Source organism: Streptomyces glaucus (assembly GCF_039533365.1).
GTDB lineage: Bacteria > Actinomycetota > Actinomycetes > Streptomycetales > Streptomycetaceae > Streptomyces > Streptomyces glaucus.
In genome coordinates this window covers 65782-85496 of sequence record NZ_BAAATK010000021.1, presented here as the reverse complement: position 1 = coordinate 85496, position 19715 = coordinate 65782, and the positions used below count along the sequence as shown (strand labels likewise).

At 74.8% G+C, this 19715-nt stretch carries 21 protein-coding genes; 12 read left to right on the top strand and 9 right to left on the bottom strand.

What is annotated here, in order from left to right; genetic code table 11:
- The first annotated feature begins 72 nt into the window (after positions 1-72).
- From ABD363_RS17690 to ABD363_RS17680, 3 genes are all read left to right on the top strand, one after another.
- Positions 73-465: a luciferase domain-containing protein gene (locus ABD363_RS17690; protein ID WP_344604563.1), complete on the top strand. Its 393-nt coding sequence runs from the start codon at positions 73-75 to the stop codon at positions 463-465.
- 316 nt (positions 466-781) lie between these two features.
- Positions 782-1153, top strand: coding sequence for a DUF779 domain-containing protein (locus tag ABD363_RS17685; protein WP_344604620.1), 372 nt, complete (start codon positions 782-784; stop codon positions 1151-1153).
- Between the two features lie 76 nt (positions 1154-1229).
- Positions 1230-2468, top strand: coding sequence for a phosphodiester glycosidase family protein (locus tag ABD363_RS17680; protein ID WP_425577994.1), 1239 nt, complete (start codon positions 1230-1232; stop codon positions 2466-2468).
- 15 nt (positions 2469-2483) lie between these two features.
- Here the strand turns inward: ABD363_RS17680 and ABD363_RS17675 are convergent, their stop codons facing one another.
- The 6 genes from ABD363_RS17675 to ABD363_RS17650 all read right to left on the bottom strand — a co-directional run bounded on the left by ABD363_RS17675 (position 2484) and on the right by ABD363_RS17650 (position 7764).
- Positions 2484-2678 (bottom strand): hypothetical protein, encoded by a 195-nt coding sequence (locus tag ABD363_RS17675; RefSeq protein ID WP_344604561.1) that lies wholly within the window; start codon positions 2676-2678, stop codon positions 2484-2486.
- A gap of 102 nt (positions 2679-2780) precedes the next feature.
- Positions 2781-3644, bottom strand: a complete 864-nt coding sequence (locus ABD363_RS17670; RefSeq protein ID WP_344604559.1) for a phosphatidylinositol-specific phospholipase C/glycerophosphodiester phosphodiesterase family protein — start codon at positions 3642-3644, stop codon at positions 2781-2783.
- Between the two features lie 184 nt (positions 3645-3828).
- Positions 3829-4902, bottom strand: coding sequence for an acyl-CoA dehydrogenase family protein (locus ABD363_RS17665; RefSeq protein ID WP_344604557.1), 1074 nt, complete (start codon positions 4900-4902; stop codon positions 3829-3831).
- Complete coding sequence (locus ABD363_RS17660) at positions 4899-6080, bottom strand: acyl-CoA dehydrogenase family protein (protein ID WP_344604555.1); 1182 nt, start codon at positions 6078-6080, stop codon at positions 4899-4901. Before ABD363_RS17660 ends, ABD363_RS17665 begins: the two co-directional genes overlap by 4 nt.
- Positions 6077-7042, bottom strand: a complete 966-nt coding sequence (locus ABD363_RS17655; protein ID WP_344604553.1) for an NADPH:quinone oxidoreductase family protein — start codon at positions 7040-7042, stop codon at positions 6077-6079. The genes ABD363_RS17660 and ABD363_RS17655 overlap by 4 nt, the downstream gene beginning before the upstream one ends.
- A gap of 149 nt (positions 7043-7191) precedes the next feature.
- Positions 7192-7764, bottom strand: a complete 573-nt coding sequence (locus tag ABD363_RS17650) for a helix-turn-helix domain-containing protein (RefSeq protein ID WP_344604551.1) — start codon at positions 7762-7764, stop codon at positions 7192-7194.
- 77 nt (positions 7765-7841) lie between these two features.
- On the opposite strand from ABD363_RS17650, the gene ABD363_RS17645 reads away from it, so the two are divergent.
- The 5 genes from ABD363_RS17645 to ABD363_RS17625 all read left to right on the top strand — a co-directional run bounded on the left by ABD363_RS17645 (position 7842) and on the right by ABD363_RS17625 (position 12512).
- Positions 7842-8780 carry an NAD(P)/FAD-dependent oxidoreductase gene (locus ABD363_RS17645; protein WP_344604549.1) on the top strand — a complete coding sequence of 313 codons (939 nt, stop codon included), beginning with the start codon at positions 7842-7844 and terminating at the stop codon, positions 8778-8780.
- A 29-nt stretch (positions 8781-8809) separates the two neighbouring features.
- Entirely contained in the window at positions 8810-10348 is a 1539-nt protein-coding gene (locus tag ABD363_RS17640; protein ID WP_344604547.1) for an ATP-dependent DNA ligase, read from the top strand.
- Positions 10345-10803, top strand: a complete 459-nt coding sequence (locus tag ABD363_RS17635; RefSeq protein ID WP_344604545.1) for an NUDIX hydrolase — start codon at positions 10345-10347, stop codon at positions 10801-10803. The genes ABD363_RS17640 and ABD363_RS17635 overlap by 4 nt, the downstream gene beginning before the upstream one ends.
- A 64-nt stretch (positions 10804-10867) precedes the next feature.
- A complete protein-coding gene (locus ABD363_RS17630) occupies positions 10868-12253 on the top strand; it encodes an NADP-dependent succinic semialdehyde dehydrogenase (RefSeq protein ID WP_344604543.1) in 1386 nt (461 codons plus the stop codon).
- Positions 12254-12278: 25 nt separating this feature from the next.
- On the top strand, positions 12279-12512 hold the full coding sequence (locus ABD363_RS17625; protein ID WP_344604541.1) for a DUF6213 family protein: 234 nt from the start codon (positions 12279-12281) through the stop codon (positions 12510-12512).
- Positions 12513-12574: 62 nt separating this feature from the next.
- Here ABD363_RS17625 and ABD363_RS17620 read toward each other — a convergent pair whose 3' ends face one another.
- Positions 12575-13237 carry a thiaminase II/PqqC family protein gene (locus ABD363_RS17620; RefSeq protein WP_344604539.1) on the bottom strand — a complete coding sequence of 221 codons (663 nt, stop codon included), beginning with the start codon at positions 13235-13237 and terminating at the stop codon, positions 12575-12577.
- Positions 13238-13540: 303 nt separating this feature from the next.
- Between ABD363_RS17620 and ABD363_RS17615 the strand changes: the two genes are divergently transcribed.
- On the top strand, positions 13541-14707 hold the full coding sequence (locus ABD363_RS17615) for a cytochrome P450 (protein WP_344604537.1): 1167 nt from the start codon (positions 13541-13543) through the stop codon (positions 14705-14707).
- Positions 14708-14807: 100 nt separating this feature from the next.
- On the opposite strand, the gene ABD363_RS17610 is transcribed toward ABD363_RS17615, so the two are convergent.
- Positions 14808-16034: an acyl-CoA dehydrogenase family protein gene (locus ABD363_RS17610; RefSeq protein ID WP_344604535.1), complete on the bottom strand. Its 1227-nt coding sequence runs from the start codon at positions 16032-16034 to the stop codon at positions 14808-14810.
- 170 nt (positions 16035-16204) lie between these two features.
- Here ABD363_RS17610 and ABD363_RS17605 point away from each other — a divergent pair, with 170 nt between their 5' ends.
- Positions 16205-16846 carry a TetR/AcrR family transcriptional regulator gene (locus ABD363_RS17605; protein ID WP_344604533.1) on the top strand — a complete coding sequence of 214 codons (642 nt, stop codon included), beginning with the start codon at positions 16205-16207 and terminating at the stop codon, positions 16844-16846.
- A gap of 43 nt (positions 16847-16889) precedes the next feature.
- Here ABD363_RS17605 and def read toward each other — a convergent pair whose 3' ends face one another.
- On the bottom strand, positions 16890-17429 hold the full coding sequence (gene def / locus ABD363_RS17600) for a peptide deformylase (protein WP_344604531.1): 540 nt from the start codon (positions 17427-17429) through the stop codon (positions 16890-16892).
- Between the two features lie 151 nt (positions 17430-17580).
- Here def and ABD363_RS17595 point away from each other — a divergent pair, with 151 nt between their 5' ends.
- Complete coding sequence (locus ABD363_RS17595; protein ID WP_344604529.1) at positions 17581-18819, top strand: MurT ligase domain-containing protein; 1239 nt, start codon at positions 17581-17583, stop codon at positions 18817-18819.
- A gap of 25 nt (positions 18820-18844) precedes the next feature.
- Positions 18845-19573 carry a type 1 glutamine amidotransferase gene (locus ABD363_RS17590; RefSeq protein WP_344604527.1) on the top strand — a complete coding sequence of 243 codons (729 nt, stop codon included), beginning with the start codon at positions 18845-18847 and terminating at the stop codon, positions 19571-19573.
- Positions 19574-19715 lie beyond the last annotated feature (142 nt).

The window sequence follows — 19715 nt, the reverse complement described above, 5'->3', positions numbered from 1 at the left end:
ACAGACCTCACGTACCGGTTACAAAACGCTCAACCCCTGGTTGCGGCGCGGTAATCGAGCGACGATGGGATTATGACTCTGGCCCAGCGCGCCCTGGAGAAACTGCAGGCCTGGCCCGACCTCACTCCGGGCCCGGCCAGTTGCGGCATCGGGAAGGCGCTCCGTTCGCACCGCGACGAGATCGTCCACTTCCACTCGGACCGGGACGTGGACCTCCACCTGACCCACCGGGCCATCCAGCGTTTCCACTACGACCTCGGCGGCTCCAGCGCGATCCACCTGGTCCCCGGCTCCCGCTGGGTGACCGTGCACCTCGACTGCGACGCGGACGTCGACCTGTTGCTGAGCCTGGTGAGCATCGCCCTCAAGGCCCATCAGACCTGGCCCTCCGCCACGGCCTCCCCCGGCGGATGCAACTTCCACCGCGTCACCGTGCTCCCGCGCGACGCCGCGGCCGGCGGCTGAGCCGTACGCGGGGGTGACGGCGCGCCGCACGGCACCGTCACCCCGCGGCGCGGCGGCCGGGCGGAGGACGCCGGTGAGGGCCACGGCCTCGTGGACGCCATCGGGGAACGCCTGCGCGCCGCCCCCTCCCGGCGGTGACCCGGCGCCGGGCGCAACCCTCTCGCAACCTTCCCCGTGCTGCCCTGGTCCCCGGCCGGTGACCCGGATCGAGGCCTGTCTTGGGACGGTTGGCATGGACGAGAACACCCCGCACACCCGGCACGAGGACGCCCCGCACGCCCCGCACGAGGACGCCCCGCGCACCGGACACGACGGCATCGCGCGCGCCGGACACGAGGAGACCCCTCGGGTCGAACTCACTCCCGCGGCCGCCGGTCTGCTGCGCCGGCTGCGGGCCGCGCACGGCCCGCTGATGTTCCACCAGTCCGGCGGGTGCTGCGACGGCAGCGCCCCGATGTGCTACCCGGCGGGCGAGTTCCGCACGGGCGCCGCGGACGTGCTGCTCGCGGAACTGGACGTCGCGGGGCTCGACGAGCCCGTGCCGTTCTGGATGTCGCGCGGCCAGTACGCGGTGTGGAGCCACACCCGGCTGATCGTGGACGTCGTCGAGGGCCGGGGCAGCGGCTTCTCGCTGGAGGCGCCCGAGGGGGTGCGTTTCCTCATCCGTTCCCGCGTGGTCGGCGCATGACCACCCCGGCGGTCACCGCCCTCTGGTGCAATTTCCTTGAGGGCAAGGGAAGTTGGCCGAGCATCAGGGGGGACCGGTGGCACGTCGTCACGGGCGGGGAAGAGCGGGCAGAGCGGTCCTGGCGTACGGCGCGGCGTTCGCCGTGCTGACGGGGGCGGCCCTGGCGGGGGCGGCGCCGGCCGGTGCCGCGCAGCGGGCCGTCGAGATCGCGCCGGGTGTCGGGTACGAGGAGTTCGACGTCCCGGCGTCCCGGGGCGTCGCGCACGCCCATCTGCTCCGCGTCGACCTGCGCGACCCGCGCGTCCGCCTCGGGCTGCTATACCCCGGCGCGGTGGCCGCGCGGGCTCCCCTGTCGGGTCTGGCCGACGCCCGGGGCGCCGTCGCGGGCGTCAACGGGGACTTCTTCCACCTCACCGAGACCCAGCACCCGGGCGTCGAGGCGACCGGCGCGAGCGTGGGACCGGCCGTCGCGCACGGCCGCGCGCTGAAGGCGGCCGTGCCGGACGGCCAGCGCTTCGGCCCCGCGCTGCCGCCCGGCACGAGCACCGAGGACGTGGTGGGCGTGGGCGCCGACCGCCGGGCCCGGCTGGACGGCCTGGCCCTCGACGGGTCGGTCACCTCGGCCGGGGAGCGGCTGCCGCTCGGCGGACACAACCAGTACGCGCTGCCGGTGGACTCGGTCGGCGCGTTCACCGCCGACTGGGGCAGCGCCTCACGGGTGCGCGCCACCTGCGGCACCGACACCAGCCGGGCCGCCCCGTGCAGCACGGACACCCACGAGGTGACGGTCCGCGGCGGCCGGGTGGTGGCCGCCTCCGGCACGCCCGGCGGCGGCCCGATCGCCCGGGGCACCACCGTGCTGGTCGGCCGGGAGGCGGGCGCGCAGTGGTTACGGAAGCTGTCCGTCGGGGAGCGGGTCCGGGTGCGGCACCGTCTGGTGGCCGCCGCGTCCCGCATCCCGTACCGCTTCGCGCTCGGCGGCTTCCCGGTCCTGCGGGGCGGCCGGCCGCTGCCCGGCCTCGACGACCGGACCTCGGCCGTGCGCACCGCCGTCGGCGTCGCGGACGGCGGGCGGCGCGTGCTGCTGCTCGCGCTGGACGGGGCGCCCGGGTACCGCACCGGCCTGACCGTCGCCGAAGTCGCCGCCGTGTTGCGCGACCTGGGCGCGGCCGACGCCGTCAACCTGGACGGCGGCGGCTCGACGACGCTGGTCGTCCGGGAGGCGGGCGCGGCCGGCGCCGCGGTGCGCAACCACCCCAGCGGCGGCGCGGAACGGCCCGTCCCCAACGGCATCGGGGTCTTCACCGCCCCGTGACGCCGGCCCCGGTCGTCACGGCCTCAGGCCGGCGACGATGTCCGCCGTGGCCGTGAGACCGCTGTGGATGGTCGGGGCGACGCTCGTGCTGGCCAGGTAGAAGCCCAGCAGCACGCACACCAGCGCGTGCGAGATCTTCAACCCGCCGCTGCGTACGAAGATCACCGCCAGGATCGCGAACAACAGCACCACAGAGATGGAAACAGCCACCGTCAGCCTCCTCCGCCACGTCCGCTTCGCGGCGTTCGGCCGTAAGTGTGGCGTAGCGGAGGGTTCGTCCGGGCGGCGGGCCTGTCCTCCGAACGAGTGGTGTCACGCCTGCCGGTGCGCGTCCAGGAACGCTTCGAGCCCGGCCAGGTCGTCGGTGTTGAGGTGGTCGACGCCCGCGGCGAGCAGCTCGGTCCACACCGCGTCCCGGGCGGGCCCGGCCGCGTCCGGCGTGGCCCAGAACCGCACGCGCTGCCCGCGCGCGTGCGCCGTCCGCACGAGGGTGTGCAGCTTGCGCCGCTCGGCGTCCGGGAACGCGCCGACGCCCCGCCAGGTGAAGTGGAGCGTCCAGTTGTCGCTGATCAGCGCGATGAGGGAGGCCGGAGCCGGGCTGCCGAGATCGGCGAGGCGCCCGTCGTAGAAGGCCCGGCGCACGGTCTGGGCCTCCATGGGGGCGCGGGCCGCGCGGTCACCTGAGATCACGACGGTGACCGGGCCGGGCAGCACCCGGCCGTGGGCGTAGGTGGTGAACAGGTGCTGGTAGCGCCTGAGCCGGCGGTCGAGTTCGAGGTAGGTCGCGGAGCCCTCGGTCTTGAGGTCGACGAGCAGGTTCAGGGGCCTGCGGTGACCGCGGTACACCCAGCCGCGGTTGGCCCGCACCCGGGCGGCGAGCGGGTCGAGGTAGAGGGATTCGAGGGTGCGGGAGGGGTCGAGGTCCTCCGGGTCGTGGGCGACGAGGAGCTGGTCGCCGACGAGGTGGATGTCGGCCTCGACACTGCCGAAGCGGTGGTCGAGGGCGTCGAGGAGCGGGCGGGGGTGCTCGTAGTCGTTGTGGGCGTGGGCGCGCCACAACGGGCGCGGGCCGCGCCGCTGTTCGCCGGCGAACGCGTCGGCGGCGGGCAGGACGACCGAGCCCGCGAGGGCGGCGCCGAGGGTGGTGAGGGCTCTGCGGCGGGTGGTGGGGGCCATGCTCTGCCTTCCCTGAGGGTCTTACGGAACCTCAGGGAGTATGCGGCCCGTGCGGGCCGGAGAGACGCAACCGGACGGGGAGTTGGCCGGACCGCCGCCGGGCGTTCACTTCGCCGCGGCGGGGCGCACGGGAAAGCCCGCCCCCGGTGGGGCGGGCTTTCCCGGCGCTTCAGCCAGGTGTACGTCAGGGGGCCCGCAGGTCGACCAGCGCGGCCAGCGCGGCACGCTGGGCGCCCGCCGTGCCGTACGCGATCGAGTCGGCCTTCGCCCGCTTCAGGTACAGGTGGACGGGGTGCTCCCACGTCATGCCGATGCCGCCGTGCAGTTGCAGCGCCTCCTCGGCCGCACGGACGGCGACGGGCGCCGCGTAGGCCTGGGCGACGGCGACCGCCACGTCGGTGTCCTCGCCGGTCGCCAGGGCGTCGGCGGCGTTGCGGGCGGCGGCGCGCAGGTGGACGACCTCCAGCCACAGCTGGGCGAGCCGGTGCTTGAGCGCCTGGAAGCCGCCGACCGGCCGGTTGAACTGCCTGCGCTCCTTGAGGTAGCTCACGGTCTGCGCCAGCGCCCACTCGGCCAGGCCCAGTTGCTCGGAGGCGAGCAGCCCGGCCCCGGCCCGCAGGGCGCGTCGTACGGCCGGTTCGGCGTCCCCGATCCGCCGGCCCGGCGCTCCGTCGAGGGCGACCGTGGCCACCGGGCGGGTCAGGTCCAGGGACACCTGCGGCGTGACGGCCGCGTCCCCGGCCCGCACCGCGTACAGGCCGCCGTCGTCCGCCGGGACGAGCAGCAGCCCGGCGACGGCCGCGTCCGCGACGCCGGTCAGCTCGCCGTGCAGGGCGCCGTCCGTCACGCGCACGGTCCTGACGGCGGTGCCCGGCGCCGTGTGCAGGCCGACGGCCAGGGCGCCGACGGTCCGCCCGGACGCCAGCTCGGCGAGCAGGTCGTCGGCCGCGCAGGCGAGCAGCGCCTCCGTGGCGACCACGGCGCTGGTCAGGTAGGGCACGGGGGCGACGGCCCGGCCCAGTTCCTCCAGGACGACGGCGGCCTCGCGGTGCGTGGCGCCCTGGCCGCCTCGCGCCTCAGGCACGAGGAGGCCGGCGAGGCCCATGCCGTCGGTGAGCGCCTTCCACGCCGCCGGATCGTGCGGGGTGCCGGACTCGACGCGGGCGAGCACCGACGGCGCGTCGCAGTGGTCGGTGAGCAGGTCCCGGACGGCGGCGCGCAGCGCCTCTTCCTCCTCCGAGTACAGCAGATCCGTCATCGGGCGAGGTCCTTCCAGGCGACGTCCTTGTCGGTGCGCGGCTCGGCGGGCAGGCCGAGGACCCGCTCGGCGACGATGTTCAGCAGGATCTCGCTGGTCCCGCCCTCGATGCTGTTGCCCTTGGCGCGCAGGTAGCGGTAGCCGGCCTCGCGGCCGGTGAAGTCGACCAGCTCCGGGCGGCGCATGGTCCAGTCGTCGTACAGCAGGCCCTGCTCGCCGAGGAGTTCCACCTCCAGGCCGCTGATCTCCTGGTTGAGGCGGGCGAAGGCGAGCTTCATGCCGGCGCCCTCGGGGCCGGGCTGGCCGGCGGCGAGCCGCTGGCGCAGCCGTTCGCCGGTGAGGCGGGCGACCTCGGCCTCCACCCACAGCGTCAGCAGACGCTGGTGCAGGTCGTGGGTGCGCAGCTCGGGGCGTTCGCGCCAGGTCCTCGCGACGGGTCCGATCATGCCGCCCTCGCGGGGCAGCCGCATGCCGCCGATGGCGACGCGCTCGTTGTTCAGCGTGGTCTGCGCGACCCGCCAGCCGTCGCCGACCTCGCCCAGGCGGCGGGAGTCGGGGATGCGGACGCCGGTGAGGAAGACCTCGTTGAACTCGGCCTCGCCGGTGATCTGCCGCAGCGGCCGCACCTCGACGCCGGGGTCGGTCATGTCGCAGACGAAGTAGGTGATGCCCCGGTGCTTGGGCGCGTCCGGGTCGGTGCGGGCGATGAGGATGGCCCAGCGGGCCAGGTGCGCGCTGGACGTCCACACCTTCTGCCCGTCGACCACCCAGGTGTCGCCCTCGCGGACGGCCCGGGTGCCCAGGGCGGCGAGGTCGGAGCCGGCGCCGGGCTCGCTGAACAGCTGGCACCACACCTCCTCGCCGGTCCACAGGGGCCGCAGATAGCGCCGCTTCTGCTCCTCGGTGCCGTACTGCAGGAGGGTCGGCGCGGCCATGCCGAGGCCGATGCCGATGCGCCGGGGGTCGTTGTCGGGGGCGCCCGCGGCCGCCAGCTCGGCGTCCACGACGGGCTGCAGGGAGCGTGGGGCGCCGAGGCCGCCGAGGCCCTCGGGAAAGTGCACCCAGGCCAGTCCCGCGTCGAAGCGGGCCCGGAGGAAGTCGAGGCGGTCCGTCCGCGCGGGCGGGTGCGCGGCCAGCAACTCCCTGGTGCGGCGGAGCAGTTCTCCGGCGTCGGTCATGCCGATCCCTCCATCACGACGGCGATCCGGCCGGTGGTGCGGCCGTCGGCGACCTTCTGCACGGCCGCCGCGGCCCCGGCCAGCGGCACCCGCTCGCTGACCAGCGGCCTGATCGCGCCCCGCGCGGCCAGCTCGGTGAGCTGCTCGTGGCAGTGCCGGACCAGCTCGGGGTCCTTGGTGTTGTACAGGCCCCAGTGCAGGCCGAGGATCGCGTAGTTCTTCACCAGGGCGTGGTTGAGCGCCGGGCTGGGGATCGTCCCGCTCGCGAAGCCGACGACCACGATCCGGCCCTCGAAGGCGACGGCCTTGGCGGACTGGGTGTAGGCCTCGCCGCCCACGGGGTCGTAGACCACGTCGGCGCCCCGGCCGCCGGTGGCCTCCTTCACCGCGGCGACGACGTCCTCGCCGTGCCGGTCGATCACCACGTCGCAGCCCAGTTCCCGGGCGACGGCCGCCTTCCCGGGGCCGCCGACGACCCCGATGACGGTGGCGCCGGCGGCCTTGCCGAGCTGTACGGCCGCGCTGCCGACCCCGCCGGCGGCGGCGTGTACGAGCAGGGTCTCCCCGGCCCGCAGCCCGGCCCGGCGGTGCAGGCCGAACCAGCCGGTCTGGTAGCCGATGTGCAGGGCGGCGGCCTCGGCGTCGTCCAGCGAGCCGGGCGCGGGCAGCAGGGCGGCGGCGTCCGCGACGGCGTACTCGGCGAAGCCGCCGTACGGCAGGGCGGGGTTGGCGATCACGCGCCGCCCGTCCGGTGTCTCGCCGCAGACCTCCACGCCCGGCGTGAACGGCAGCGGCGGCCGGACCTGGTACCGGCCCCGGCACAGCAGGGCGTCGGGGAAGTTGACGTTCGCGGCGCGCACCCGCAGCAGGACCTGGCCCTCGCCGGGCGTGGGCGGTGCCACGTCCCGCAGCCGCATCACCTCGCTCGGCTCACCGTTCTCGTGCACGTGCCATGCCTGCATGCGGGGCCTCCAGGGACTGCGTCGTCGAACCGGGGTCCTCCGCATACTAAGCGGTCGCTTGCCGATCGGGGAACCGTCACGCGCGTCACGACCGCTCGGGCCGCGCCCGTACGCGCGTCACGACCGCTCGGGCCGCGCCCGTACGCGCGTCACGACCGCTTGGGCCGCGCCCGTACGTGCATCCGCTCCCCCTGCGGCCCGAACAGGCTCAGGAACTCCACCGGCCCCTCCCCCGTCGACCCGAACCAGTGCGGCACCCGCGTGTCGAACTCGGCGGCCTCCCCGGCGGTGAGCACCACGTCGTGCTCGCCCAGGACCAGCCGCAGCCTCCCGGACAGCACGTACAGCCACTCGTAGCCCTCGTGGGTGCGCGGCTCCGGCCTCGGCGCCCGCTTCGGCTCGACCATCTTGTAGGCCTGCAGGCCGCCCGGCTGCCGGGTCAGCGGGAACAGGGTCCGCCCGTCCCGCACGATCGGCTTCGCCCGCACCCGCGGATCGCCGACCGGCGGCGCGCCGACCAGCTCGTCCAGCGGCACCTGGTGGGCCCGCGCGATCGGCAGCAGCAGCTCCAGGCTGGGCTTGCGGCGGCCGGACTCCAGCCGCGACAGGGTGCTGACGGAGATGCCGGTGGCCTCGGCGAGCGCCGCGAGGGTCACCTCCCGTTCCTTCCGGATCCGCCGCAGTCTGGGGCCGACGCCCGCGAGTACCTCGTCCGTGGTCATGCTCGTATTGCAGTTTCGGCAAACTCGTTTGTCAATGCCGCGGCGCCTGGGCGACCTTTCCGGTGGAGGTGGTCACCATGACCGAGAACGAGAGGTACGACGTCGTGATCGTCGGCGGCGGCGCGGCGGGCCTGTCCGCCGCGCTGATCCTGGGCCGGGCCCGGCGCCGGGCGCTGGTGGTCGACGCGGGCGAGCCGCGCAACGCGCCCTCGGCCCACATGCAGGGCTATCTGTCCCGGGACGGCATGCCGCCCGCCGAGTTCCTGGCGGCCGGCCGGGAGGAGATCGCCCGGTACGGGGTGGAGCTGGTGCGGGACCGGGCGGTGGACGTGGCGCGGGACGGGGACTTCGCCGTGGCGCTGGCCGGCGGGCGGACCGTGCGCGCCCGCCGGCTGGTCGTGGCGACCGGGCTGCGGGACGAGCTGCCGGACGTGCCCGGCGTCGCCGAGCGCTTCGGCCGGGACGTGCTGCACTGCCCGTTCTGCCACGGCTGGGAGGTGCGGGACGAGCCGTTCGGCGTGCTCGCCTCCTCCCCGGCGAGCGTGCACCAGGCGCTGATGGTGTCCCAGTGGTCCGCGGACGTGATGTTCTTCCTGCACACGGTCGCCGAGGAGGAGCTGTCGGACCTGGACCTGCGCCGGCTCGCCGCGGCCGGGGTGAAGGTGGTGCCCGGCGAGGTCGCCGGGCTGGTGGTCGGGGACGACCGGCTCACCGGCGTCCGGCTCGCCGACGGCACCGTGCACGGCCGCTCGGTGCTGTACGTCGGACCGCGCCCCGTCCCGCAGACCGGCCTGCTGGAGAAGCTGGGCGCCGAGATGCACGAGACCCCGTTCGGCACCTACCCCGTGGTGGACCCGACGGGCCTGACGAGCGTGCCCGGCGTCTGGGCCGCGGGCAACGCGGTCGGCTTCGCCGAGCAGGTCGTCCACGCGGCGAGCGGCGGCTACCGCGCGGCGACCGCGATCGTCGGCGACCTGCTGACGACCGACCTGGACGCCGCCCTCGGGGAGGTGTAGAGCCGCCGTCCGCGGTGCACCCTGACTGCATGTTGCTGTCCCGGCTGGCCCGTGTGTCCCAGGAGGTCGCCGCCGCCTCGGCGCGGTCCCGGAAGATCGCCCTGCTCGCCGGGCTGTTCCGGGAGGCGGAGGCGGCGGACGTGCCGGTGGTCATCCCGTACCTGGCGGGCCGGCTGCCGCAGGGCCGGCTCGGCGTCGGCTGGAAGGTGCTCGGGCGGCCCGTCCCCCCGGCCGCCGAGCCCTCCCTGACCGTGCGCGGGGCCGACGCCCGGCTCACCGCGCTCGGCGCGGTGTCCGGCCCCGGGTCGCAGGCCGAACGCGCCCGGCTGGCGGGCGAGTTGATGGGCGCGGCGACCGAGGCCGAGCAGCGCTTCCTGCGCGGCCTGATCACCGGCGAGGTCCGGCAGGGCGCCCTGGACGCCGTGGCCGTCGAGGCACTGGCCGAGGCGACCGGGGCGCCCCCGGCGGACGTGCGGCGGGCGGTGATGCTCGCGGGCTCCCTGCAGGCGGTCGCCGAGGCCCTGCTCGCGGACGGCCCCGCCGCCCTGGACCGCTTCCGGCTCACCGTCGGCCGTCCCGTGCTGCCGATGCTGGCGCACAGCGCCTCCTCGGTGGCCGAGGCGGCCGGCAGGTTCGGCGCCTGCGCGGTGGAGGAGAAACTGGACGGCATCCGCGTCCAGGTGCACCGGGACGGCGGCACCGTGCGGGTGTACACCCGCACCCTCGACGACATCACCGGCCGCCTGCCCGAGGTCGCGACGGCGGCGCTGGGGCTGCCGGGCGAGCGGTTCGTCCTGGACGGCGAGGTGATCTCCTTCGACGGCACCGGCCGGCCCCGGTCGTTCCAGGAGACCGCCGGGCGCGTCGGCTCCCGCGTGGACGTGGCCACGGCCGCGCGGGCCGTGCCCGTCTCCCCCGTCTTCTTCGACGTGCTCTGCGTCGACGGCCGCGACCTGCTCGACCTGCCGCTCACCGAGCGGTACGCGGAGCTGGCCCGGCTGGTCCCCGAGCCGATGCGGGTGCGGCGCACGGTGGTGTCCGGGCCCGGGGACGTGCCGACCGCCGAGGCGTTTCTCGCCCGGACGCTGGAGCGCGGCCACGAGGGCGTCGTCGTCAAGGCGCTCGACGCCGCCTACAGCGCGGGCCGGCGCGGCGCGTCCTGGCTGAAGGTCAAGCCCGTGCACACCCTCGACCTGGTGGTGCTGGCCGCCGAGTGGGGGCACGGCCGCCGCACCGGCAGGCTGTCCAACCTGCACCTGGGCGCCCGCGCCGCCGACGGCTCCCTCGCCATGCTCGGCAAGACCTTCAAGGGCATGACCGACGCGATGCTGGCCTGGCAGACCGAGCGGCTGCGCGAGCTGGCCGTCGCCGACGACGGGCACGTCGTCACCGTGCGCCCCGAGCTCGTCGTCGAGATCGCCTACGACGGCCTGCAGCGCTCCACCCGGTACCCAGCCGGCGTCGCCCTCCGCTTCGCCCGCCTGGTCCGCTACCGCGAGGACAAGCGTCCCGAGGACGCCGACACGGTGCAGACGCTGCTGGCCGCCCACCCGGGGGTGCGGCCGTGAGACGCAGCGCGGGCCTGCTGCTGTTCCGCCGCGCGGACGGCGGCCTCCAGGTGCTCCTCGGCCATCTGGGCGGCCCCTTCTTCGCCCGTCGGGACGCCGGGGCCTGGACGCTGCCCAAGGGCGAGTACGGGCCCGGCGAGTCCGCGTGGGCGGCGGCCCGCCGCGAGTTCCGGGAGGAGCTGGGGCTGCCGCCGCCCGACGGCGCGGCCGTCGCCCTCGGCGAGGTCCGGCAGGCCGGCGGCAAGGTCGTCACGGCGTGGGCGGTGGAGGCCGACCTCGACCCGGCGACGATCGACCCCGGCACGTTCCGGATGGAGTGGCCGCCGCGGTCCGGGCGGTTCGCGGACTTCCCCGAGCTGGACCGCGTGGCCTGGTTCGGCCTGGAGCGCGCCCGGGAGGTGATCGTCACGGCGCAGGCCGCGTTTCTCGACCGCCTGGCGGAGCACTCGGCGTGACGAGATGCGGTACCCGATGCCGCGCGGGAAAGTCGAAGCAGGCCCGCTCCGAGGGAGGTCAGCCATGCCCATCGCAACGGTGAACCCGGCGACCGGCGAGACGCTCAAGACGTACGAGGCCATGGGCGAGGAGGAGATCGAGCGCCGGCTCCAGCTCGCCGAGGCCACCTTCCGCACGTACCGGACGACGGGCTTCGACGAGCGTGCCCGGCTGATGAGGAGCGCCGCCGACCTGCTGGAGGAGGACCAGCGGGAGATCGGCCGCGTCGTCACCACCGAGATGGGCAAGCCGATCGTGCAGGCCCGCGCGGAGGCCGCGAAGTGCGCCAAGGCGATGCGCTGGTACGCCGACCACGCCGCGCGGCTGCTCGCCGACGAGGAGCCCGCCGAGGCCGACGTGCACGACTCCGGCGCCGCACGCGTCCTGGTGCGCTACCGGCCGCTGGGCCCGGTGCTCGCGGTGATGCCGTGGAACTTCCCGCTGTGGCAGGTGATCCGGTTCGCGGCGCCGGCGCTGATGGCGGGCAACGTCGGCCTGCTCAAGCACGCCTCCAACGTGCCGCAGACCGCGCTGTACCTGGAGGACCTCTTCCACCGGGCGGGCTTCCCCGAGGGCTGCTTCCAGACCCTGCTGATCGGCTCGGCGGCCGTCGACGACATCCTGCGCGACGAGCGCGTGAAGGCGGCCACCCTCACCGGCAGCGAACCCGCGGGCCGCGCGGTCGCCTCCACCGCCGGAGAGATGATCAAGAAGACGGTGCTGGAGCTGGGCGGCAGCGACCCGTTCGTCGTCATGCCGTCCGCGGACCTCGACCGGGCCGCTGAGGTGGCGGTGAACGCGCGGGCGCAGAACGCCGGGCAGTCGTGCATCGCCGCCAAGCGGTTCATCGTGCACACGGACGTGTACGACGCCTTCGCCGAGCGTTTCACCGCGGGCATGAAGGGACTGCGGGTCGGCGACCCGATGGACGAGGAGACGCAGGTCGGCCCGCTGTCCAGCGAGCGGGGCCGCGACGACCTGGCGGAGTTGGTCGACGACGCCGTGCGCGGCGGCGCCACCGTGCTGTGCGGCGGCGAGCGGCCCGACGGGCCCGGCTGGTACTACCCGCCGACCGTCCTCGCCGGCATCACCCGCGCGATGCGCGTCCACCGGGAGGAGACCTTCGGGCCGGTCGCCACGCTGTACCGCGTGGACGACCTGGACGAGGCGGTCCTGATCGCCAACGACACCGAGTTCGGGCTGAGTTCCAACGTCTGGACGCGCGACGAGGCCGAGGTGGACCGCTTCGTGCGCGACCTGGAGGCGGGCGGCGTGTACGTCAACGGGATGACCGCCTCCCATCCGGCGCTCCCGTTCGGCGGGACGAAGCGGTCCGGGTACGGGCGTGAGCTGTCCGGGCACGGAATCCGGGAGTTCTGCAACATCACCACGGTTTGGCACGGTGCGTGAGCGCCGCGCGGCTACCATCCCGTCTGTGAACCGCGAAGTGACTCTCCCTCTGATCGTTGACGACCGCGGTACCTTGCAGGTGGCCGCGGCCGACGTGAGCAGACTGCTCCGCACGGTGGGCGGGCGGTGGCTGCGGCTGGTGGAGGCCGGTGAGGAAGGGCTCGACGAGGACACGGTCGCCGCGCTGACCATTGAGCTCGCGAAGCTGGCCGACCGGATCGACGTGGCGTGCATCGCGCACAGCAGCGGGGCGCCGTAAGGGGTGCGGTCCGAGGGCGGCCGCGGATCCGCCGCGGCCGGCCGCGCGGTTCCCGCGCCCGCTCAGGCCGGCTCGTGCAGCGTCCGCCAGAACAGGGCCTCGTACGCCTGGAGCAGGCGGCCGTACCGGTGGGCGAGCCCCTCGTCGAGGCGGCCGGCGTCCAGGCCGGCCTGCACCGCCGCCGTCGCCTTCCGCTCCAGCTCGGGTGCGGGCTTCGCGAAGAAGTCGAAGAAGGCGCAGGCCTCGTCGGTGAAGCCGTAGTGGTTGCGCAGGGCCCCGGCGATCGTGGCGCAGTAGCCGCCCCAGGCCGAGAAGTTGGCGTGCACGGCGAGGACGACGTCGGCGGGTGCGCCGTTCAGGGCCAGCCAGGCCAGGTACGCCGGGTAGGCCTGGCAGCCCGGGAGGGGTTCGTACGCCGCCGCCTGCTCCTCGTCCACGCCGCACGCCTGCGCGAAGACCACCAGCCGCCGCGCCGCCAGCACCTCGCCCTCGGTCAGCGTCGCGAAGAACGCGGCGGCCTCCGGCTCCCCCGCGGCGCGGTCCGCCAAGTGCCGGAACGAGCGCTGGTCCGAGGCGATCACCCAGCGCTGCTCCAGGGCGAGCCGGGCCAGCGTGTCCCGGCTCGCCGCGCCCCGGGCGATCAGCGGCACGAGCCGGTTGGCCGCGGGGTCGGGGGCCAGGCGTGCGGTGGTCGTCTCCAGCAGGTCCCGGGCCGTACCGGTCATCGTCGCCTCCGTGTGCGGTGATGCGGATGCTGCCCTCGACCCTGGCACGGGGTTCCCGGGACGGAGTAGTCCGGCGGGAGATCGTCGCCCCGACGGGTGACCCTGGAGGGAAGCACCCGCACCGGGTGGACCACCCCCGCGGCCGGCGGGCGAAGGCCTGCCGGGCGGCGGGCGCGGGCATGGCCGCGGTGACTTCGCGCAGCCGCCGGCGTCCGTTCCGGAGGACGTGATCACGGTGGCGCGGACGCCGGGGCCGGCGCGCTCGCCGCCCCCGGCCGGCCCGGCTGACCGAGAGGCCGTGAGATGAGCGAGGAGACGATCCCGCGGAGCGCGCCGCCCGGCCGGGACGGGGCGGCGCGCCGGGGTCCGGTCACCCGCGTCGAGCTGCCCGGCGGCGCGGGCCGGGCCTGGCTCGTGACCCGCCACCACGAGGTGCGCGTGGTCACCGGCGACCCCCGGTTCAGCCGCGAGGCGGTCGTGGGCCGGCAGGCCGCCCTGCTCGCCCCGCACGCCGTCCCGGCCCGCGGCACGGTCGTCCTCCTCGACCCGCCCGGCCACACCCGGCTGCGCCGCCCGGTGGCCGCGGCGTTCACGGCGCGCGGGGTGGAGCGGGTCCGTCACAGGGCCCGGGAGCTGCTCGACGAGCTGGTCGGCGCGATGCTCCGGCAGGGGCCGCCGGCCGACCTCACGGCCGCCGTGCTGAGCCCCTTCCCCATCGCGGTCGGCTGCGAGCTGATGGGCGTTCCGGCCGCCGACCGGCACGCCATGCACACCTGGACCCAGCTGGCCCTGTCCCGCGCGCACGGCGCCGGGGCCGGCGCGCGGGCCCGGCACGAGATGGCCGCCTGCTTCTCCGACCTGATCGGCCTGCGGAGGGACGGCGCCGGACAGGACGCCGCCTCGCTGCTCGGCGCCGCCGTGGGCCGGGGCGAGATGACGCCGGAGGAGGCCGTGGGCCTGGCGGTGCTGCTCCAGACCGGCGGCGAGGCGGTGACGGACAGCGGCAGGCAGCTCCTCCGCGTTCTGCTGACCCGCCCGGACCTGGCCGAACGGCTGCGCTCCGAGCCGGAGAGCCGGCCCCGGGCCGTCGACGAGCTGCTGCGCTGGATCCCGCACCGCGCCGCGGCCGGCCCGCCGCGGATCGCCCTGGAGGACGTCCGGATCGGGGGCGCGCGGATCCGGGCGGGCGACGCGGTCCACGTGTCGTACCCGGCCGCGAACCGGGACCCGGACGTCTTCCCGGACCCGGACACGATCGACTTCTCCCGCAGCCCGAACCCGCACCTGGCCTTCGGCTCCGGACCGCACCGCTGCCCGGGCGACCGGCTCGCCCGGATGGAGGCGGAACTCCTGGTCGGCGTCCTCCTCGACCGCGTGCCGGGCCTGAGGCCGGCGGTGCCGCTCGAGGACGTGCCGTTCGGGGCGGGCGCGCCGGTCCCCGGCCCCCAGGCCCTGCCCGTGACCTGGTGAGGGGCCGACGACGGGGCTCGTGGCGCCCCGGGGCACGGTCACGCCGTCGGGGCGCGGGCGGGCGGTGCGGCGCCGGGCGCCCGGCGCCGCACCGCAACCGTCAGCGGATGGGCAGGCCCGACAGGGTCCGGGCGATCACCAGCCGCTGGATCTCGCTGGTGCCCTCGAAGATCGTGTAGATGGCGGCATCGCGGTGCATGCGCTCCACCGGGTACTCCCGGGTGTAGCCGTTGCCGCCGAGGATCTGGATGGCCTGGGCGGTCACCTTCTTGGCGGTCTCGCTGGCGAAGAGCTTGGACATGGATCCCTCAGCCGCCGTGAACGGCCTGCCGTTGACCGCCATCCAGGACGCCCGCCACACCAGCAGGCGGGCGGCGTCGATCTGCGTGCGCATGTCCGCGAGCTGGAAGGCGACCCCCTGGTTGTCGATGACGGGCCGGCCGAACTGCTCCCGGGTCCTCGCGTAGTCGAGGGCGACCTCGTACGCGGCCCGCGCGGTGCCCACCGCCATCGCGCCGACCGCCGGGCGGGACGCCTCGAAGGTGGCCATGGCGGCGTTCTTGACGCGCTCGCCGCCCTTCTTCGCCTTCTCGCGCGCGCGGGCGAGCCGCTCGTCCAGCTTCTCCTTGCCGCCGAGCAGGCAGGAGCCGGGGACGCGCACGTCGTCGAGGATCACCTCGGCGGTGTGCGAGGCGCGGATGCCGTGCTTCTTGAACTTCTGGCCCTGGGACAGGCCGGGCGTGTTCGGCGGGACGATGAAGGAGGCGTGGCCCTTGGAGCCGAGCTCCGGGTCGACCACGGCCACCACGACGTGGACGTTGGCGATGCCGCCGTTGGTCGCCCAGGTCTTCGTGCCGTTGAGCACCCACTCGTCCTTGGCCTCGTCGTACACCGCGCGCGTGCGCATGGAGGCCACGTCGGAGCCGGCGTCGGGTTCGGAGGAGCAGAAGGCGGCGACCTTGACGTCATGGGCGTCGCCGTACATCTGGGGGATCCAGGTGCCGATCTGCTCCTCGGTGCCGTTGGCGAGGACGCCCACGGCGGCCAGGCCGGTGCCGACGATGGACAGGGCGATGCCCGCGTCGCCCCAGAACAGCTCCTCCATGGTCATCGGGATGCCGAGACCGGTGGCGTCGAAGTACTGCCGGGCGTAGAAGTCGAGGGAGTAGATGCCGACCTTGGCGGCCTCCTGGATGACCGGCCAGGGAGTCTCCTCGCGCTCGTCCCATTCGGCGGCCGCGGGGCGGATCACGTCGGCGGCGAAGCCATGGAGCCAGTCCCGGACCTCCTTCTGTTCGTCGTTGAGCTCCATGGTGAACTCGGCCATGTCCCCTCCAGCGGCGCACCTGCATGTTACTTGCGGTAACGTCAGTCTGTTACCGGCCGGTAGGAAAGTCAACTCCCGATCATCCGTCGGCAGCTCGTTCGATGTCCGGGGCGGGTTCGGTGTTAGTTTGCGCAGGCGTCACCGGACACAGCACGGGTGGGGGAGAGCACATGGAGACCACACAGCGAGCCGATCAGCAGCGGTCCGCCGACCGACGCCGGCGCGAGCTGCTGGAGGCGGCCGACCGGGTGGTGCTGCGCGACGGGCCCCAGGCGTCGATGAACGCCATCGCCGCGGAGGCCGGCATCACCAAGCCGATCCTCTACCGCCACTTCGGCGACAAGGGCGGGCTGTACGCCGCGCTCGCCAAGCGCCACACGGACGCGCTGCTGGATTCCCTGCGGGCGGCGCTGGACGCGCCGGCGGACCGGCGCGAGCGGGTGGAGTCCACCCTGGACACGTACCTGGCGGCGATCGAGGCGCGGCCCCAGGTCTACCGCTTCCTGATGCATCCGGCGGAGGGCTCGCCGGGCGACCAGGGCTTCGACGTCGGCAAGCACAGCGCGCCCCTGCTCCGCAGGATGGGCGAGGAACTGGCCCAGGTGATCGAGGAGCGGCTCGACCTCGGGCCGGACAGCCAGCGGCTGGCCCGGGTGTGGGGACACGGGATCGTCGGCATGATGCACGCCGCCGGGGACTGGTGGCTGGGCGAGCGGCCGTGTTCCCGGGCCGAGCTGGTGCGCAGCCTGGCCGACCTGCTGTGGGGGCGGCTCACGGCGGCCGGGGACAGGGTGGGCGGGCCGGGGTTCTGACCTCCCCCGGCCACCGGCGCCCGCCCGGGGTCCGCCGCCGCGTTCACCGGTTCCACGGGGCGCGCGCCACCTGCCGCATGAGGCGGCGGTGGCGCCGGCCCGTCAGGCGGTCGGCGTACAGCCGGCCCTCCAGGTGGTCGCACTCGTGCTGCAGGCAGCGGGCGAAGAACCCCGTGCCGTGCACCGTCACCGGCTCCCCGGTCACCGTGAAGCCCGTCACGACGGCGTGGTCGTGGCGCTCCGTGGCCGCCTCCAGGCCCGGCAGCGACAGACAGCCCTCCGGCCCGCGCACCACCACCCCGTCGGTCTCGACGAGCCGGGGGTTGACCACGTGCCCCAGATGGCGCACGTCCTCGTCGTCCGGGCAGTCGTACACGAACACCCGCAGCGGTTCGCCGATCTGGTTCGCGGCCAGCCCCACCCCGTGCGCCGCGTACATGGTGGCGAACAGGTCCTCCACGAGCGCCGCCAGCCGGGGCCCGAAGTCGGTGACCTCCCGGCACGGTTCGCGCAGCACCGCGTCGCCGAGCAGGGTCAGGGGGCGGACGCGCCCGCGGGCGCCCGGGATGGAACCGTGTCGCATGACCGCAAGGGTACGGTTCCACCTGATCATGCCCCACCGCGCGGGCAGGCCGGGATTCGGGAGTGCGAACGGATCTCGATAGGCTGACGTCCACACCACGTGTCCGGCAGGCTTCAGGGCGCGGCGCGTACGCAAGGAGGATCGAGAACTGATGGCAGGCAACTCGGACCCGCTCACGCCGCGGGCCAAGCTGGCCGTGACCGCGGGCAAGGCGGTCGCAGCGGCATCCCGTGCCGCGGGACGCGGCAGCGGTTCGGTGATCGGCGGCCGGGTGGCCCTCAAACTCGACCCCGACCTCCTCGGCAAGCTCGCCCAGAACCTGGACTGCGTCCTGGTCTCGGCGACCAACGGCAAGACCACGACCACCCGGCTCATCGCCGAGGCCCTGCGCGCGGCGGGGCCGGTGGTCTCCAACGCGCTCGGCGCCAACATGCCCGCCGGCATCACCTCGGCGCTCGCGGGCGGCTCGGACGCCCGGTACGGCGTCATCGAGGTCGACGAGAAGTATCTCGCCGGCGTCGCCCGGGACACCGAGCCGAAGTGCATCGCCCTGCTCAACCTCTCCCGCGACCAGCTCGACCGGGCCGCCGAGACCCGGATGCTCGCCGAGAACTGGCGCGAGGGCCTGGCCGGCTCCAAGGCGGTCATCGTCGCCAACTGCGACGACCCGCTGGTGGTGTGGGCCGCCTCCTCCTCCCCCAACGTGATCTGGGTCGCCGCCGGGCAGATGTGGAAGGACGACGCCTGGTCCTGCCCGTCCTGCGGCGGCGTGATGCAGCGGCCCGGCGACGACTGGTTCTGCGGCGAGTGCGGTTTCCGCCGGCCCACGCCGACCTGGGCGCTCTCCGGTGACCACGTCCTGGACCCGCACGGCTCCGCCTGGCCGATCCACCTCCAGCTGCCGGGCCGCGCCAACAAGGCCAACGCCGCCACCTCCGCGGCCGTCGCCGCCGTCTTCGGCGTGCCGCCGCAGGTCGCCCTGGAGCGCATGTACCAGGTGCAGGCGGTGGCCGGGCGCTACGACGTCGTCCAGTTCCAGGGCCGCGACCTGCGGCTGCTGCTGGCGAAGAACCCGGCCGGCTGGCTGGAGACGTTCTCCCTGATCGACCCGCCGCCGGCCCCGGTGATCCTGTCGGTGAACGCGCGCAGCGCCGACGGCACCGACACCTCCTGGCTGTGGGACGTCGACTACACGCGGCTGACCGGCCACCCGATCTGCGTGATCGGTGACCGGAAGCTGGACCTCGCGGTGCGCCTGGAGGTCGCCGACCAGCAGTTCCAGGTCTGCGAGAACCTCGACCAGGCCGTTCAGCTGTGCCCGCCGGGCCGGATCGAGGTCATCGCGAACTACACCGCGTTCCAGGATCTGCGCCGCCGGGTCGGCAACTGACCACCGAGCACTCAGGGGAACTTTCGTGAGCGACAACAGCCTGCGGATCGTCTGGATCTACCCGGACCTCCTCAGCACCTACGGCGACCAGGGCAACGTCCTGGTCATGGAGCGCCGGGCCCGGCAGCGGGGCCTGGACGTGGCCCGGCTCGACGTGCGCAGCGACCAGCCGATCCCGACCTCCGGCGACATCTACCTGATCGGCGGCGGCGAGGACCGGCCGCAGCGGCTCGCGGCCGAGCGGCTGCGCCGGGACGGCGGCCTGTACCGGGCGGTGGAGAACGGCGCGATCGTGTTCTCGGTGTGCGCCGGCTACCAGATCCTCGGCCACGAGTTCATCAACGACCTCGGCCAGCGGGAGCCCGGCCTCGGCCTGCTCGACGTGGTCTCGGTGCGCGGCGAGGGCGAGCGGTGCGTCGGCGACGTGCTGGCCGACATCGACCCGCGCCTCGGCCTGCCCCCGCTGACCGGCTTCGAGAACCACCAGGGCGTCACCCACATCGGCCCCACCGCCCGCCCGCTCGCCCAGGTGCGCTTCGGCAACGGCAACGGCACCGGCGACGGCACCGAGGGCGCGTACAACGAGACGGTCTTCGGCACGTACATGCACGGGCCGGTGCTGGCCCGCAACCCGCAGATCGCGGACCTGCTGCTGAAGCTGGCCCTCGACGTGAACGCGCTGCCGCCGGTCGACGACCACTGGTACGAGGCGCTCCGCAACGAGCGCATCGCGGCCGCGCAGCAGACCGCCTAGGAGCGGGGGCGCCGCGCGGCCGCCCGGCGCGCCGCGGCTGTCCGGCCCTTCGTCAACGGCCCGTCTGACGGTGCGTCCGCACAGGTGAGCGCGATCGTCCAGCAGGCGGACGCATGCTTCGGCCCCGCCCCCTGCTGCGGCT

What these genes read in the sequence shown, in the direction of transcription:
- ABD363_RS17690 (WP_344604563.1), top strand. Translation starts at nt 73, where the DNA reads ATGACTCTGGCCCAGCGCGCCCTGGAGAAACTGCAGGCCTGGCCCGAC.
- ABD363_RS17670 (WP_344604559.1), bottom strand. Translation starts at nt 3,644, where the DNA reads ATGGCCCCCACCACCCGCCGCAGAGCCCTCACCACCCTCGGCGCCGCC.
- ABD363_RS17665 (WP_344604557.1), bottom strand. Translation starts at nt 4,902, where the DNA reads ATGACGGATCTGCTGTACTCGGAGGAGGAAGAGGCGCTGCGCGCCGCC.
- ABD363_RS17660 (WP_344604555.1), bottom strand. Translation starts at nt 6,080, where the DNA reads ATGACCGACGCCGGAGAACTGCTCCGCCGCACCAGGGAGTTGCTGGCC.
- ABD363_RS17655 (WP_344604553.1), bottom strand. Translation starts at nt 7,042, where the DNA reads ATGCAGGCATGGCACGTGCACGAGAACGGTGAGCCGAGCGAGGTGATG.
- ABD363_RS17650 (WP_344604551.1), bottom strand. Translation starts at nt 7,764, where the DNA reads ATGACCACGGACGAGGTACTCGCGGGCGTCGGCCCCAGACTGCGGCGG.
- ABD363_RS17645 (WP_344604549.1), top strand. Translation starts at nt 7,842, where the DNA reads ATGACCGAGAACGAGAGGTACGACGTCGTGATCGTCGGCGGCGGCGCG.
- ABD363_RS17640 (WP_344604547.1), top strand. Translation starts at nt 8,810, where the DNA reads ATGTTGCTGTCCCGGCTGGCCCGTGTGTCCCAGGAGGTCGCCGCCGCC.
- ABD363_RS17630 (WP_344604543.1), top strand. Translation starts at nt 10,868, where the DNA reads ATGCCCATCGCAACGGTGAACCCGGCGACCGGCGAGACGCTCAAGACG.
- ABD363_RS17620 (WP_344604539.1), bottom strand. Translation starts at nt 13,237, where the DNA reads ATGACCGGTACGGCCCGGGACCTGCTGGAGACGACCACCGCACGCCTG.
- ABD363_RS17615 (WP_344604537.1), top strand. Translation starts at nt 13,541, where the DNA reads ATGAGCGAGGAGACGATCCCGCGGAGCGCGCCGCCCGGCCGGGACGGG.
- ABD363_RS17610 (WP_344604535.1), bottom strand. Translation starts at nt 16,034, where the DNA reads ATGGCCGAGTTCACCATGGAGCTCAACGACGAACAGAAGGAGGTCCGG.
- ABD363_RS17605 (WP_344604533.1), top strand. Translation starts at nt 16,205, where the DNA reads ATGGAGACCACACAGCGAGCCGATCAGCAGCGGTCCGCCGACCGACGC.
- def (WP_344604531.1), bottom strand. Translation starts at nt 17,429, where the DNA reads ATGCGACACGGTTCCATCCCGGGCGCCCGCGGGCGCGTCCGCCCCCTG.
- ABD363_RS17595 (WP_344604529.1), top strand. Translation starts at nt 17,581, where the DNA reads ATGGCAGGCAACTCGGACCCGCTCACGCCGCGGGCCAAGCTGGCCGTG.